Source organism: Paenimyroides ceti (assembly GCF_030409925.1).
The window spans coordinates 3,047,957-3,062,793 of sequence record NZ_JAUFQU010000001.1 but is presented as its reverse complement, the minus strand read 5'-3'; the positions used below and the strand labels follow the sequence as shown (position 1 = coordinate 3,062,793).

The following is a 14,837-nucleotide window of genomic DNA, read 5'->3' as shown; positions in this document are numbered from 1 at the left end:
CCTTTTTATTTTTTATACAAAAGCACTGAAGCCTGTAATGCTTCTTCCTACGATGAGCGAATTAATTTCTTTAGTTCCTTCATAAGAATAAATAGCTTCTGCATCTGCAAGAAAACGTGCCACATTATATTCCAGTAAAATACCGTTTCCTCCCATTACTTCTCTGGCTTTCGAGACAATATCTCTGGTGCGCAGACTGCAAAATACCTTTGCAAGAGAGGCGTGCTCATCTTTTAATTGTCCCGAATCCTGTAGTTCGCTGAGCCTGAAAACAAGTGTCTGCATAGCGGTAAGGTTAGAAAGCATTTCTACCAGATGGTTTTGGATTAACTGAAAAGAGGCAATCGGTTTTCCGAACTGTTTTCGTTTACGGGTATAATCCAGCGCATTTTCATAGGCACCTCTTGCACATCCGACCGCCATCCAGGCAACGCCAGCTCTCGTCATTTGCAAAACACGTGCTGTATCCTTAAATGTATTGGCTTCCTGTAAGCGGTCTTTTTCGTCAATGATACATTCGTTAAGAGTAATCAGCCCGTTCTGAACAATCCGGAGTGCCATTTTATCTTTTATTTTTTCAACAGAGAATCCCGGAGTATCCTTTTTTACAATAAATCCTTTTACCTGATCATCATCCACATCTCTTGCCCAGATGATGGTGATATCAGAAAAAGTAGCATTTCCGATCCATTTTTTCTGGCCGTTTAGTATCCAGCCATTTTCTGTTTTACGGCAAGTAGTGGTTAAACCTCCTGCGGCACCGGAGCCTACTTCGGGTTCTGTAAGCCCGAAAGCACCAATGACTTTCATCTGTTGCATTTTCGGCAGCCATTCTTCTTTTTGAGCTTCAGAGCCGCAAAGGTAGATAGAGCCCATTGCGAGTCCGCTTTGTACTCCGAAAAAAGTGGCTACAGACGCATCAATTCTCGCAAGTTCACTGGCAATGATGCCTTCCATCAGAGAAGATCTTCCGGCACAGCCATAGCCTTCGTAGGTAAGTCCGCAGATGTTTAGTTCTGCTATTTTCGGAATTATTTCAAATGGAAATTCGTCGTGAAGCCAATACTCGTTTACAATTGGTTGTATCTCTTTTTCCATGAAATTTCTAACTTTTAATTGCAAAGCACGGTCTTCGGGAGAAAGCTTTTCATCTACATTATAAAAATCAGCGTTAATCGGTGGTAATTCTTTTTTAGTATTGCTGCTCTTTAGCATCTTCATCAAGCCGTTTAGTTGCTTTTCATCAAGTTTGGATACCGTGTCCATCACTTCTGATAGATTTATTTTTTCATTGAGTTTTGCAATCTGATCCAGATCGATGGATTTTAATAATCGGAGGGTATTTTTTATCTTTTTAAACATAACTTTTTTTTAAGCTTTTAAGATACGGTTTTATCCTGAAAAAAGTTTAAAAAAATGCCCTATAAAGGGCATATTATTTTAAATCGGATAAGTCTGTGAGAGGTACTATTTCTTCAGGATTTTTCCCTGCTTTAAAAACACGTGCATTCAGCATGCCTTTTAAGATGATGGTGTCTCCTGTGACTTCAAGCCAGCTGCCTTCTCTTAATCCTATGACAGGTTGCGAATTGAACTGATGAAATTCATTGATTCTGGTTTCACGGGTTTCGCCCATGTGTTGAGAGCCGGGATCGGGATCTAAGTAATGAGGATTGATGTTAAAGGGTACAAAGCCCAATGTTTTGAAACTTGGAGGATATACAATAGGCATATCATTTGTTGTTTCCATAGTCAGACCTGTAATATTACTGCCTGCAGATGTTCCGAGATAGAGCGTTCCCTGTTCAACAGCTTTCTTTATGGAGCCAATAAGGTCAAATCTGTATAATTGTTGTACGAGTAAGAATGTATTGCCTCCTCCTGTAAAGATGGCCTGAGCTTCTGCTATTGCTTTATGCTTGTCTTCAAAACTATGAAGTCCTGTAACTTCTATGCCAATGTTGCTAAAAGCGTTCTGAACTTTTGCTGTATAGTCATCATGTGAAATGCCGCCGGGACGCGCATAAGGAATAAAAAGGATTTTTTTTATTCCGTTAAAGAACTGCTGCAGTTCCGGCATCAGGTATTCCAGATAAGAACCGTTATACAGTGTTGAGGTACTGGCAATAATTAGCTTTTTCATTTTACTTTATTTAACAGCACAAAAATAATAAATACTTCATAGAATAATGTGAGGTTTTATATTAAGTTGTTTTAACATATTTTTATTCATATTTTTTTAATTTATTGTAAATTGATGTTATATTTTTGTTTTTGTTGAGTTTTTGTATGTAAATCAGCAGTTTTGTTTGTGGTTTTTTTTAGTCATTCCCTTATAGTATATCTTTTATTCTGTACGGAATGACTATAGAGCGTTTTTTATTGGAATTGAAATTGACGCGGGAAATGCCATGAAAAGGCAGTTTTACCTAATTTAACAGAACTTTAGAGGGAATTGTTGAAGTCCTTGCTAAATATTAAATATTTTTACTTTTTTAAAAAATAGAATGAAAAACATATCCCTGTTCACCTTATTTTTTGTGTGTGTTTTTTCCGCTTATTCGCAGAAAGAGCGCAGCCGGATGGTTGGTAAAATTGTTTCAAAATCCCGAGATCTGGAAGGTGTTTATATAAAAAATAAGACTTCTGGTGAAAGTGCCGTTACCGAAAGAGGAGGCTACTTTAATATATTGACTCAGCCCAATGATACCTTATTAATTACAGGAATAAATTTAAAAGGCAAACGAAAAATCATTACGTATGCCGAAATGAATAAAAAGTTGGTCTTTATACCGATGGAGACACAGGATTTTTTATTGGATGAATTAATTATAGACAGAACCGTAACGTCTAAATCACTCGGAATTGAAGCTAAGAGAAGAATGACACCGGCAGAAAGAAGATTGCATACAGCCACATCTTCTGGAGGCGGAATTATACCGGTTGATGTAATCATCAATGCTATTACTGGCAGAACAAGAATGCTGAAGAGGGCATTGGAATTTGAAAGAGCAGAAAAACAAGCAAACGATATTGTCAGCAATTTTGAAGAACGGTATTATACAGAAAAGCTGCACATACCTCAGCCGTATATTACTGCCTTTGGATATTATCTTGCAGAAGATGATGAGGTGTTACGGGTAATTAAGACCTCTAATAAAGAGCAGCTTAGACTGCTGTTTTCTGAAAAAGCGATAGAGTTTTTAGAGCTGATAAAAGTTTTGCAATAGAAAATAACTAACTTTGTACAAAAGAAAAAAGATATGTTTGGTATAGGAATGGGTGAATTCGTTTTCATCATGGTGGTGGTTTTAATGTTGTTTGGTTCTGATAAAATCCCTGATATAGCAAGGGGATTGGCAAAAGGTCTTGCACAGATAAAAAATGCTACCAATGATATAAAACATGAAATTACTAAAAGTGTTGAAGAGTCAGGAGTAATTAAAGATATTCAGGAAACGGTAAATGTAGATGAAATTAAAAAGTCGGTAGGATATGATGAGTTAAAAGAATCTATGAATATCGATCGATTCAATCCGTTGAATGATGTACAGAATGAGATTGATAAAGCAAAAGAAGATATCGAAAGTATTTCCGGACCTGTTAAAAGACAACGATAATGCTCGATACCCTTGTACAACTCGATAAAGAGTTATTGGTATATCTCAACAATCTGGGGATGTCATTCTGGGATCCGTTTTGGTTGTATATAACAAAACAACTCAATTGGTGGCCATTATTCTTAGTTGTTTTTTATGCGCTTTATAAAAAAATATCTCTGAAACAACTCCTTTTATTGGTTATAGTACTAGCTTTATTTTTTGTTTTTACAGATCAGATGACCAATCTGGTAAAAAATACGGTGCAACGTCTGCGACCGGTTAATGATCCTGAAATTAATGAGTTGTTGCGCATTAACATCACGCGTAAAAGCTGGAGTTTCTTTTCAGGTCATGCATCCAACTCATCCGGAGCCATAGTATTTATTTTTATGGTACTGCGTAAATATTACAAACATACTTTTTGGCTATTCCTGTTTCCTTTGATCTTTGCCTATTCAAGAATATACCTTGCTTTACATTTCCCGGGAGATATCATCTGCGGTTATATCTTCGGCTGTATGTCAGGATACTTATTTTACAAAATATTTGTATATGCAAACAAACGATATCATTTAGTTGACAAACAAAAAAAGAACGTTTTCGGATAGAAAACGTTCTTTTTTTTTATAAAACCCTACTTACTGTCAGCCCATCCCGGATAGGCAGTAATACCGTTTCTACCCTCGGATCTTCTTTGAGTAACCGGTTATATTCAAGCAAAACTTTTGTAGATACGTCTTTATTATGTACTTCATCCAGCACTTTTCCAGACCAGAGTACATTATCGGAAAGAATAATTCCTCCTTTGTTCATCAACGGTACTATCAGATGAAAATAATTAATATAATTAGGTTTGTCAGCATCAATGAATACCAGATCAAATTTTTTATCTAATGCAGGTATGATATCCATAGCATTGCCGATATGCTGAAAGATCTGATGACTGTAAGGTGACATTTCAAAATACTTGTGTTGTATTTCTTCGAGTTCTTCATTAATATCGATAGTATCAATAGATCCGTCTTTTTGCAAACCTTCTGCCATACATAAAGTAGCATATCCTGTGTAAGTTCCTATTTCCAGAATGTGCTTAGGGGCTATTATCTTCGACAGCATACTCAGAACTCTTCCCTGGAAATGTCCACTCAGCATACGGGGCTGTAATATTTTCTGATGGGTTTCTTTATTGAGGCGATACAGTAAATCAGGTTCATTTTCTGAATGAGCCGCTACATAGTTTTCTAATTCTTCCGATATAAAGTGCATGATCAATATTTTAAACAAAAGTAAAGGACGCTAAATTATGAAATCATAAACATTTCATAAAACTTTAAAAAACATAATGTATGTTATTTTTAGGCTGTGAATCAATTTGTAACTTTAAGGTAATACAATCAATTAATAGATAAAGACATGAAACAACTAGAGAATAAAGTAGCTCTCGTTACCGGAGGAGCATCGGGAATAGGTAAGGCAATTGCAGAATTGTTTATTAAAGAAGGAGCAAAAGTAGTTATTACTGATTTGAATGAAGAATTGGGATCAGACATCGCTAAGGAATTAGGGAATAGCTGTTTGTTTATTAAAGCTAACGCTGCAATAGCTGAAGACAATAAAAGAGTTGTTGAAGAAGCAGTGAAAAAATTCGGAGCTTTGCATATTGCGGTTAATAACGCAGGAATCGGTGGAGCAGCTGCTCCTGTTGGAGAGTATTCATTAGAAGAATGGAAAAAAGTAATTGATGTCAACCTTAATGGGGTTTTTTATGGAATGCATTACCAATTGCCTGAAATTGAAAAAGCAGGGGGTTCTATCATTAATATGGCTTCTATATTAGGAAGCGTAGGATTTGCAAACTCTTCTGCGTATGTGGCGGCTAAACACGGAGTTGTAGGTCTTACGAAATCGGCTGCATGGGAATACGGTACAAAAGGGGTTCGCATTAATGCCATCGGACCGGGATTTATCTCTACTCCTTTAGTAGATAAAGCCATGTCTGCCGATGCTTTGAAATTTTTAGAATCTCAACACGCTATGAACAGATTGGGTAAATCTGAAGAAGTTGCAGAACTTGCCTTATGGCTGGCTTCAGATAAATCTTCTTTTGCAACGGGAGGATATTATCCTGTTGACGGAGGTTATCTGGCTAAATAAAAGAAGTTGAAAAACAGTCTCAAAAACGTTCCTCATATCAGGAGCGTTTTTTTTTAGATTTATTTTAGCACTTTTTTGTACTAACTTTGCACAATGCAAACAACAAAAAAAGATATTCGAACATTAAGCAAAGAAGATCTCAGAGCATTTTTTATCTCTCAGGGTGATAAAGCTTTTCGGGGAAATCAGGTATATGAATGGCTGTGGGCAAAAGGAGCTCATCATTTTGAAGACATGACCAATCTCTCAAAAGAAACGCGTTTGCTGCTCGAAACCCATTTTGTCATCAATCATATTAAGGTTGATACCATGCAGCATAGTGAAGACGGAACGATAAAAAATGCCGTTCGTCTGCATGATGGTTTAATTGTTGAGTCTGTATTAATACCAACAAATACACGTACAACCGCTTGTGTATCAAGTCAGGTTGGCTGTAGTCTTGATTGCAATTTTTGTGCTACTGCCCGTTTGAAGCGTATGAGAAATCTGGCACCTGATGAAATTTATGATCAGGTGGTGGCAATTGATCAGGAAAGTAGATTATATCATAACAGACCTTTATCCAATATCGTTTTTATGGGAATGGGAGAGCCTTTGATGAACTACCCGAATGTAATGAAAGCCATAGAAAAAATTACGTCTGATGAAGGTTTAGGAATGTCTCCTAAAAGGATTACAGTTTCTACTTCCGGAGTTTCTAAAATGATTAAAAAGATGGCAGATGACGAGGTGAAATTCAAATTGGCCGTTTCTCTGCATTCCGCTATTGAAGAAACCCGAAATCGTATTATGCCATTTACCAAAAGTTTTCCGCTTCCTGAACTCAGAGAAGCATTGGAATATTGGTATCGTAAAACAAAGAGTAAAGTAACGTATGAATATGTGGTGTGGAAAGGAATCAATGATGATCAGAAAGCCATAGAAGCTTTGGTAAAGTTTTGTAAATATGTACCCTGTAAAGTAAATCTGATTGAATACAATCCTATAGATGACGGAGAATTTCAACAGGCAGACAGTAAGGTAACGGATGCGTATATCAAAGCACTTGAAAATGCAGGTATTGTAGCCAAAGTGCGCAGATCCAGAGGAAAAGATATCGATGCTGCCTGCGGACAGTTGGCAAACAAATCATAACATGGGAACAATAACATAAAACAAAAGACTTTCAAAAACTTTGAAAGTCTTTTTGTTTTTAATAGCTTTATTAGAAAAACGATAATAACTCTACCATGAAAGATATCAGGATAATTGATTTAAATTTTCAGCATGAAAAGAAATCCATAGGATCCTTTCTTATTGAAACTACCAAAGGACCTGTGCTTATAGAAAGCGGACCTGAATCAACGTATCCGTATTTGCAGAAAGGAATAGAAGCTTTAGGTTACAGAATAGGAGATATTCATGCTGTATTACTGACGCATATACATTTTGATCATGCCGGAGCAGCATGGAAATTTGCTCAGGCAGGTGCGAAAATTTATGTTCATCCTGCTGGGTTACCCCATTTGCAAAACCCCGAAAAATTATGGAACTCTGCAGCTAGAATTTATGGAGATGATATGGATCGTTTATGGGGGAAAATGGAACCGATATCAGCAGAATTGCTTATTCCTGCCCATGATACCGATCTGATTGACTTTGGTGACGTTCAGGTAAAAGTGGTTTACACACCGGGACATGCAATCCATCATAATGCTTATTGGATTGATAAGGTTGTCTTTACAGGTGATGCTGCCGGAATAAAAATTGGAGATGGACCTGTAGTCCCTCCATGTCCGCCGCCAGACATCAATATCGGATTGTGGAAAGAGTCTATACAAAAACTTAAGTCTCTTAACGCAAACTATTTTTATCTAACCCACTTTGGCAGACAGGCTGATCCTATAACCTTATTGGGGGAACTTGAAATGGTATTGGATGACTGGGCAGATTTTATCAAGCCTTTTTATGAAAATCAAACGCCGTCAGACCAGATTGTTCCTTTGTTTATGAAATATACTTCGGATGCTTTCCGAAAAAGAGGGCTTACAGAACATGAAATACGTGTATATGAATATGCAAACCCGAGCTGGATGTCAGTAAATGGTCTGTTGCGTTACTGGAAATTAAAAGAAGAGAAACGCATCTAAAAGCAAAATTCCTGACTTTTATTTAAAAGATAAAAAGTTAACCTATCATAAGTCCAAGTTTCATCAAAAAGCGTATTTTTGAGAATATGAAAATAGTAGAGCAAATAAAAGAGCCCATTAATACGGAGATGAAACTTTTTGAAGAGAAGTTCCGTAATTCAATGAACTCTCAGGTTGCGCTACTTAACAGAATTACCCATTATCTGGTAAACCGGAAAGGAAAGCAAATGCGTCCTATGTTTGTTTTTCTAACGGCAAAAATGATCAGCAACGGTACTGTCAACGAACGAACGTACAGAGGTGCTGCTGTTATTGAACTCATTCATACGGCGACTTTAGTTCATGATGATGTGGTTGATGATTCCAACAAACGCAGAGGCTTTTTTTCTATAAATGCTCTCTGGAAAAATAAGATTGCCGTATTGGTAGGTGACTTTTTACTTTCAAAAGGTCTTTTGCTTTCCATTGACAATAACGATTTTGATTTACTTAAAATTATTTCTGTAGCGGTTCGTGAAATGAGTGAAGGAGAATTGCTTCAAATAGAAAAAGCACGCCGTTTAGACATTACAGAAGATGTTTATTATGAAATCATCAGACAAAAGACTGCCACACTTATTGCAGCCTGTTGTTCTCTCGGAGCCTGTGCTGTACAGCCGGATGATAAGGATGTAGTCGAACGCATGCGTAAATTCGGAGAACTGATTGGTATGGCCTTTCAGATTAAAGACGATTTGTTTGATTATACTGACGGACCAATAGGAAAACCTACCGGAATAGATATCAAAGAACAAAAAATGACCTTACCTCTTATATATGCTTTAAATAACTGTACAGGTAAAGAAAAAGCATGGGTCATTAATGCTGTAAAAAACCATAATAAGGACAAAAAGCGCGTCAAAGAAGTCATTGAGTTCGTTAAAGAAAAAGGAGGTCTTCAGTATGCAGAAGATAAAATGATGGCTTTTCAAAAAGAAGCTTTGTTACTGCTCCAAGATTTTCCTGAAAGCACTTATAAAGACGCCTTAATATTAATGGTGAATTACGTCATTGAAAGAAAAAAATAATTTTTTTACTTCCCTTACAACCTTTTCGGATTATTTTACGTCTATATAAATAGAAACAAGTATCTATTGAAAATAATTTCTTTACATAAAAAAGAAGAACAACTAATTGCTTTGGTAAAAAAACAGGATCGTGCTTCCCAAAAGAAGATGTTTGATCAGTTTGCACCCAAAATGTTAGGCGTTTGCAGACAGTATGTCAAAAATATTCACGATGCTGAAGATGTCATGCTATGTGGTTTTATGAAGGTTTTTCAAAACATCCATCAATTTGAACACAAAGGAAGTTTTGAAGGATGGATACGGAAAATTATGGTTTTTGAGAGTATTTCTTTTTTGCGAAGTCGTAAGGAAATGCTGTTTACAGAAGAAGTCAGTTATAAAGAAACACTTACCGAAGATCATTTAAGTTTCTATGAAACCGAAGCATTACAGCATATGATAGATACGTTGCCAGCTGGCTGTAAAACGGTTTTCATTCTATATGTTATTGAGGGTTATAAACATCAGGAGATTGCAGAGATGCTTATGATTTCGGAAGGTACCTCCAAATCACAGCTGGCAAATGCAAGAAAGCTATTACAGAATCAACTGAAAAAAAAAGAATTTTATAATGGAGCATTTTGAAAAAGATTTGAAAGAAAAATTTCTGAAAAGAGAAATTGCCCCATCTGAAAAAACAAGGAGCAGATTTGAAATGCTGTTGGACAACACCGATAAGAAACATCGATTTGCGAACAGTAAAAAAATAGTCATGGCCGTAGCTTCTGTGTTTCTTTTGGGAGGTTTGTTAATGTATTGGTTCAGTACTGTTGTGAAAGATCAAATGGCAGAACCTAATAAAACGGAGCAACAGTTAGTCAAACATTCAGATACCAAAGTTGAAGAAAAGAAAAATTTAGTAGCAGAAAAAAGTCAGGAAAGTTCACATAAGAATAATAAAAAATCTTTTATAAAAACTACTCCTGCTACTGTTTCTGAAATCATAGAAAAAGAACCAACTGAACAGGAAGAAATTCCGCAACTGGTGCAATCTGTACAGGAAATTACTACACAGGAAGCTGTATTTCACAGTCAACAAGAAGAAATTATATCGCAACGTATTAAAGTTAGTCCGCAAAAGTTGCTGAATGTTATTGAATATGAAAAGCAAATAGAGTATTTGGCAGCCAACTCTAAATCCATGCAGCAGATATTCAGAGAATTAAGAGTAAAAATGGTGAATATTAATATTGAAAAAAAGAATTCCGATGCAAAAGAATAAACTGTATACAATCATTATGTCTTTATTGTTTCTTATTTTATCTAATAAAGGTATTGCTCAGGAACAAGATGTGTTTTCTCAGCGAATCCATCAGGTTTCGGTTCAGATCGACTCTATTGTGAGTCATAATAAAGATCTTTTGAAAAAAGAAATTGAAACTATTGAAAAAAGCAGAGCTTCCGGAGAAATAACCCTGGAAGAGTATGAGGCTATGAAAATGTCAAAGTCAGAATTTTATGCTGTTGAAATAGAAAAAGCAATCACAGATAAGGAAAATGAGATTAAAGACATACTGCAGCAAAAAATTGACGGTAATTTAAAGCCAGATGCAGGCTTATTGCAAAGTATGGAAGCAGATCTGGCCGAAAAGCGGACCATGTTGGATGTGAGTTATAATATAGGCATTAATGGGGTCAATGATAAAAAAGGAGAATTTGAACTCGCAGGTACGGGGGCACTCGAAATATTGGGACGTACAAAAATATGGAAAAACAATCCGCATTATTTTATTAACTATGGAATTGGATTTACAGGAAATTATTTGAAACCCAAAAACAATTATGTACTCATAGAAGATGGCAATCAATCGATTTTAGTGGATAGCGGCAGATCATTAAAACAATCGAGAATTGATATTGGTACATTTCGACTGCCGTTTCTGTTTGAGTATGATTTTGCTTCTTCTTCTGCCGTTAAAAAAGTACATCCTCAGGTTCCGATACTTAATTCAAGACAAAGCTTCTTTATGGGTGTCGGGGGCTATATAGGTTTTACCGGGCATAAAAGCATCACACAGGTGGTTCGTTATGAAGAAGGAGGTAAAGAATATGTTGACCGTCATACCGGAAACAGAAACATAAATACGTTCCTATATGGAGTACAGGCACAGATTGGATATAAATATGTCAGTTTGTATTTTGATTATCAGTTAAGCCCTTTGTTTAAATCTAATCCGGATAGCCAACATATATACACAATTGGATTAAAGATATCTTGGTTTAATGTATTGATAAATTAAAGATTATCGAAAGGTCATACTAAAAAATACCAATGCTTTTTCTCATCAATTTAATCATCATATCCTATCGTAACCGCAGTTATTATTTGCTCTTTTGAATCATTAAAAATAGATATATTAATAGACTATGATAGGAAAACATTGTGATACAGATATATTAGGATAACTTTTTTTATCTGACAGAGATTATTTCACATATTTGGCATGCTATTTGTTTTTAATAAGTTTTTAAGGATTACACTTCCCTTAAAGAGTTTAAATAACTGATACAAAAAGGTTTAACACTATCTTTCAGAGAGTAGACCTTAGTTGCCAATTTAATAAACATAAGTAATAGTAGTGGAAGAATCACTCATCTTCCAAAATATTGTCATCCCTTAAAAGGAATCTATGTAGCGCTCATAGATTATCAGGTATTTTCTTATGTTCTATTGCATGAACTTGAAATAGTTTCTCAAAACTATTATGGGCAATATGATTTTATTCTACCACATCATAGCCTAAAAAATAGGATTAAAAAGTTTAAATAATTCACTAAAAAAAAGAAAAAATGAAAAAATGAAAAAAAACAACATTTTATTTGGTAGAAAAGTGCTGGCACTTTTATTAAGTACTTCATCTATTTTTATATTCTCTAATGATCTACATGCAAACGCATTATCCGGAATTTACAGCAGTAATGTCAGACAACTGACAGTACAAAGCAAACTTCCCAAAGTAGTAGTATTGAATACATATGGCTCTTTTATAGCAGAATTAGAAAACTATGCCATCTCTACAACAGAATTAAGAGAGGGGTTTAATGAATGGTTTGCATTAGACAGCAGACATACCTTCACGCTCGTCAAAGAGTATACGGATGCATTGGGCATTACACACCAAAGTTATCAGCATCTTTTTGAAGGATATACAATAGAAGGAGAACTGATTTTGGTACATTCAAAAAATAATCTGGTGCAGGTGGTAAACGGACAAATCAGCCAGTTTAGTGAACTCAATACCATTGCAACAATTAGTGATGAAAATGCCGTTGCTTCCTCAATAAGGCATTTTGGAGTTGAGAATGCGAAAATCAGTTCCGTTGAAACGGTGATTGCAAAAGTACCTGTAGAAGGAAAGGCACAATTAACCTTTGCAAAAAAAGTAAGCCTTTTCTCTGCTGTTCCTCTAAAAGGAATAACACTGTATATAGATGCTCAGTCCGGTGCTGTTATAAATGAATATAGCAACATTAAACATGCAGATGTACAGGGTAGCGGAACCACTTATTACAGGAATACACAGTCCATTACAGTTGATAGCTATAATGGTCAATACCGATTAAAAGATAATGCGCGGAACATACATACCTTAAACGGAAGCAATGTTAGTGATATAGATGATGATGGCAATATTATTGGTGCTACGGAATATACAAGCTCTACAACGACTTTTAATGCTGTACAAATAAAACCTGCGATAGATGTACATTGGGGTATCGGAAAAACGTATGACTATTATAAAAACATACATAATAGAAACGGGTTTGATAATAATAACTCAATTCTAAAAAATTATTATGATGCAGGTGATTTTATGGGGGACCATGCAAATGCTGGTGCATTGGATATACCCGGAGAGGTAGTAGGCATATTTTATGGGAGAGGAGAGGCTGGTTTGATGAATCCGGTTGTAGGATTAGATATTGCAGGACATGAGTTTTCTCATTTGGTAGTCTCAAGAAGCGATAATGGTGATTTGATATATCAGGGAGAATCAGGGGCTTTAAATGAAAGTTTTGCTGATATATTCGCTACTTCTGTTGAGTTTTATACTAATCTGTCTCCAAACTGGACCATAGGAGAAGGAGTGTTTATATCGACTCCAGGGTATTTAAGAAGTATGTCTGATCCGAAATCAGCAAGTGCTGCCGATGGCCTACAGCAACCAGACACGTATATGGGAACTTACTGGTTGCCAAATGGGTATGTGCATATCAATAGTGGAGTTGGTAACCACTGGTTTTATTTATTAAGTGTAGGCGGTTCAGGAACTAATGATATCAATAATCAATATAATGTAACTGGTATTACAATACAAAAAGCAGAAAAGATTGCATACAGAACGCTCAATCTGTTGACTCCAAATGCTCAATATATTGATGCTTTCAATGCTTCAAAGATTGCTGCAACGGATCTGTATGGAGCCAATTCAAACGAATTACTGCAAGTAGTGGAAGCCTGGTGGGCTGTAGGTGTCGGTGACAGAAGTGCCGGTATAGATGAAAATGACATTAATAATAAGATCTCTGCGTATCCGAATCCGGTAACAGATAAAAGCTTTACCATTAGTGTCGGATTTACAGAAACTACTTCTTTTGAAATCTATGATGTATTAGGAAAAAAAGTACGAAATGCAACTGTACTTCAAGAAGGAGAAAATACAATCAATGTATCAGAAATACAGACGGGTATATACATTTTGAAGTTCAATGTTAATGGAAAATCACTCTCTAAAAAACTGATCATCAAATAATTGTTTTTAAAGTCAAATAATACTAACTATTTATATAAAAACATGAAAAAAATTATTATTTTATTTGCATTGTGTCTGTTAATAACACAATCAAATGCGCAACAGCAATTATACACTTTCAGTGCTTTTCAGCAAGATTATACCGATTTAGTATCTCCAATCTCTGTTAATAACGGTCAGGTATGGAAATCGAATGGTTTCGGATCTTTTCAGGTGCCATTTAGCTTTGAAATAGCAGGGAATAATATTGCACAATTCTTTTTTATTGATGATAATTTTTTCTTTATGACAGATACATTCGATATGTATCTTATGACAGTTTCAGGTATTGATATTCAGGATAAGAATTATGCACAAGGAGTTTCCCAATCGCCGATTAGCTACAAGGTAGAGGGTACTTCAGGAAACAGAATTCTGAAAATAGAGGTCAAAAATGCAGGTTCAGAAACCGAGGTTGAGGTAAAACAAACGAATAACCTTTTTCTGAATTTTCAGATATGGATTTATGAAGTAACGAATGTGATTGAATATCGATACGGAGATTCAAACATTACTGCAAATGATATGACTATGTTGGAAGAAAAGAACTCTCTTTTGATAGGAATGGGTGACGAGGAGTTGAATTATGGCTTTTTTGTTTACGGAAATGAAACACCACCTTCTTTTGCTGAGCTTGTGAATGCTAATGAGGGTAGTGAAGATCAGTATAGAAACACATCCTATCCGGTAAATGGGACAGTATATCGATTTACTCCGACGACAACTGTCAGTACAGATGACTTTAACAAAACAAAATTTAACCTATATCCAAATCCGGTAACTGATGTAGTACATGTTTCTTTGGAAAAAATCACACCGGAAGAATACAGTATTCTTGATGCAAACGGAAAAACGATCAGAAAGGGTAGTCTGAATGCTTTAGAGAATACCTTAGATTTAGGAGCACTAAATTCAGGAGCGTATTTTATTAAAATAGGAAATACAACGAAAAAAATTATTAAAAAATAAACGATTAGTTCAGTTATAAAATAATCGGTTTGACGCTGTGTTCAATTCCGGATCAAACGTGCTTTCAGGAAGATGATGTTATTC

The 14,837-nt window shown here is 35.6% G+C and carries 15 protein-coding genes; 12 read left to right on the top strand and 3 right to left on the bottom strand.

Going from position 1 to position 14,837, the window contains the following annotated elements:
- Positions 1-12 precede the first annotated feature (12 nt).
- Positions 13-1,362 (bottom strand): acyl-CoA dehydrogenase family protein, encoded by a 1,350-nt coding sequence (locus QW060_RS15055; protein ID WP_290364284.1) that lies wholly within the window; start codon positions 1,360-1,362, stop codon positions 13-15.
- A gap of 73 nt (positions 1,363-1,435) precedes the next feature.
- The gene (gene pepE, locus QW060_RS15050; RefSeq protein WP_290364283.1) at positions 1,436-2,143 is read right to left on the bottom strand and encodes a dipeptidase PepE; all 708 of its coding nucleotides are present in this window, start codon (positions 2,141-2,143) and stop codon (positions 1,436-1,438) included.
- Between the two features lie 364 nt (positions 2,144-2,507).
- Here pepE and QW060_RS15045 point away from each other — a divergent pair, with 364 nt between their 5' ends.
- From QW060_RS15045 to QW060_RS15035, 3 genes are read left to right on the top strand one after another with little or no spacing between them, the layout of a single operon-like run.
- Positions 2,508-3,230: a hypothetical protein gene (locus QW060_RS15045; protein WP_290364282.1), complete on the top strand. Its 723-nt coding sequence runs from the start codon at positions 2,508-2,510 to the stop codon at positions 3,228-3,230.
- Positions 3,231-3,263: 33 nt separating this feature from the next.
- Positions 3,264-3,620, top strand: a complete 357-nt coding sequence (locus QW060_RS15040; protein ID WP_290364281.1) for a Sec-independent protein translocase subunit TatA/TatB — start codon at positions 3,264-3,266, stop codon at positions 3,618-3,620.
- A complete protein-coding gene (locus tag QW060_RS15035) occupies positions 3,620-4,210 on the top strand; it encodes a phosphatase PAP2 family protein (protein ID WP_290364280.1) in 591 nt (196 codons plus the stop codon). The genes QW060_RS15040 and QW060_RS15035 overlap by 1 nt, the downstream gene beginning before the upstream one ends.
- Before the next feature lie 16 nt (positions 4,211-4,226).
- Here QW060_RS15035 and QW060_RS15030 read toward each other — a convergent pair whose 3' ends face one another.
- The gene (locus tag QW060_RS15030) at positions 4,227-4,868 is read right to left on the bottom strand and encodes an O-methyltransferase (protein WP_290364279.1); all 642 of its coding nucleotides are present in this window, start codon (positions 4,866-4,868) and stop codon (positions 4,227-4,229) included.
- Between the two features lie 147 nt (positions 4,869-5,015).
- Here QW060_RS15030 and QW060_RS15025 point away from each other — a divergent pair, with 147 nt between their 5' ends.
- From QW060_RS15025 to QW060_RS14985, 9 genes are all read left to right on the top strand, one after another.
- The gene (locus QW060_RS15025) at positions 5,016-5,756 is read left to right on the top strand and encodes an SDR family NAD(P)-dependent oxidoreductase (protein ID WP_290364278.1); all 741 of its coding nucleotides are present in this window, start codon (positions 5,016-5,018) and stop codon (positions 5,754-5,756) included.
- A 93-nt stretch (positions 5,757-5,849) separates the two neighbouring features.
- Positions 5,850-6,890, top strand: a complete 1,041-nt coding sequence (gene rlmN, locus QW060_RS15020) for a 23S rRNA (adenine(2503)-C(2))-methyltransferase RlmN (RefSeq protein ID WP_290364277.1) — start codon at positions 5,850-5,852, stop codon at positions 6,888-6,890.
- A gap of 95 nt (positions 6,891-6,985) precedes the next feature.
- Positions 6,986-7,885 (top strand): MBL fold metallo-hydrolase, encoded by a 900-nt coding sequence (locus QW060_RS15015; RefSeq protein ID WP_290364276.1) that lies wholly within the window; start codon positions 6,986-6,988, stop codon positions 7,883-7,885.
- Positions 7,886-7,971: 86 nt separating this feature from the next.
- Positions 7,972-8,952 (top strand): polyprenyl synthetase family protein, encoded by a 981-nt coding sequence (locus QW060_RS15010; protein ID WP_290364275.1) that lies wholly within the window; start codon positions 7,972-7,974, stop codon positions 8,950-8,952.
- A 66-nt stretch (positions 8,953-9,018) separates the two neighbouring features.
- Positions 9,019-9,576 carry an RNA polymerase sigma factor gene (locus tag QW060_RS15005; protein WP_290364274.1) on the top strand — a complete coding sequence of 186 codons (558 nt, stop codon included), beginning with the start codon at positions 9,019-9,021 and terminating at the stop codon, positions 9,574-9,576.
- Positions 9,563-10,213: a hypothetical protein gene (locus QW060_RS15000; protein WP_290364273.1), complete on the top strand. Its 651-nt coding sequence runs from the start codon at positions 9,563-9,565 to the stop codon at positions 10,211-10,213. The genes QW060_RS15005 and QW060_RS15000 overlap by 14 nt, the downstream gene beginning before the upstream one ends.
- On the top strand, positions 10,200-11,231 hold the full coding sequence (locus QW060_RS14995; RefSeq protein ID WP_290364272.1) for a hypothetical protein: 1,032 nt from the start codon (positions 10,200-10,202) through the stop codon (positions 11,229-11,231). Before QW060_RS15000 ends, QW060_RS14995 begins: the two co-directional genes overlap by 14 nt.
- Positions 11,232-11,789: 558 nt before the next feature.
- Complete coding sequence (locus QW060_RS14990) at positions 11,790-13,745, top strand: M4 family metallopeptidase (RefSeq protein WP_290364271.1); 1,956 nt, start codon at positions 11,790-11,792, stop codon at positions 13,743-13,745.
- A gap of 42 nt (positions 13,746-13,787) precedes the next feature.
- Complete coding sequence (locus QW060_RS14985) at positions 13,788-14,753, top strand: T9SS type A sorting domain-containing protein (protein ID WP_290364270.1); 966 nt, start codon at positions 13,788-13,790, stop codon at positions 14,751-14,753.
- Positions 14,754-14,837: the final 84 nt, after the last annotated feature.

Coding starts and splice junctions, on each gene's coding strand:
- QW060_RS15030 (WP_290364279.1), bottom strand. CDS start 4,868: ATGCACTTTATATCGGAAGAATTAGAAAACTATGTAGCGGCTCATTCA.
- QW060_RS15040 (WP_290364281.1), top strand. CDS start 3,264: ATGTTTGGTATAGGAATGGGTGAATTCGTTTTCATCATGGTGGTGGTT.
- QW060_RS15015 (WP_290364276.1), top strand. CDS start 6,986: ATGAAAGATATCAGGATAATTGATTTAAATTTTCAGCATGAAAAGAAA.
- QW060_RS15055 (WP_290364284.1), bottom strand. CDS start 1,362: ATGTTTAAAAAGATAAAAAATACCCTCCGATTATTAAAATCCATCGAT.
- rlmN (WP_290364277.1), top strand. CDS start 5,850: ATGCAAACAACAAAAAAAGATATTCGAACATTAAGCAAAGAAGATCTC.
- QW060_RS15010 (WP_290364275.1), top strand. CDS start 7,972: ATGAAAATAGTAGAGCAAATAAAAGAGCCCATTAATACGGAGATGAAA.
- QW060_RS15025 (WP_290364278.1), top strand. CDS start 5,016: ATGAAACAACTAGAGAATAAAGTAGCTCTCGTTACCGGAGGAGCATCG.
- QW060_RS15035 (WP_290364280.1), top strand. CDS start 3,620: ATGCTCGATACCCTTGTACAACTCGATAAAGAGTTATTGGTATATCTC.
- QW060_RS14990 (WP_290364271.1), top strand. CDS start 11,790: ATGAAAAAAAACAACATTTTATTTGGTAGAAAAGTGCTGGCACTTTTA.
- QW060_RS14985 (WP_290364270.1), top strand. CDS start 13,788: ATGAAAAAAATTATTATTTTATTTGCATTGTGTCTGTTAATAACACAA.
- QW060_RS15045 (WP_290364282.1), top strand. CDS start 2,508: ATGAAAAACATATCCCTGTTCACCTTATTTTTTGTGTGTGTTTTTTCC.
- QW060_RS15000 (WP_290364273.1), top strand. CDS start 9,563: ATGGAGCATTTTGAAAAAGATTTGAAAGAAAAATTTCTGAAAAGAGAA.
- QW060_RS14995 (WP_290364272.1), top strand. CDS start 10,200: ATGCAAAAGAATAAACTGTATACAATCATTATGTCTTTATTGTTTCTT.
- pepE (WP_290364283.1), bottom strand. CDS start 2,143: ATGAAAAAGCTAATTATTGCCAGTACCTCAACACTGTATAACGGTTCT.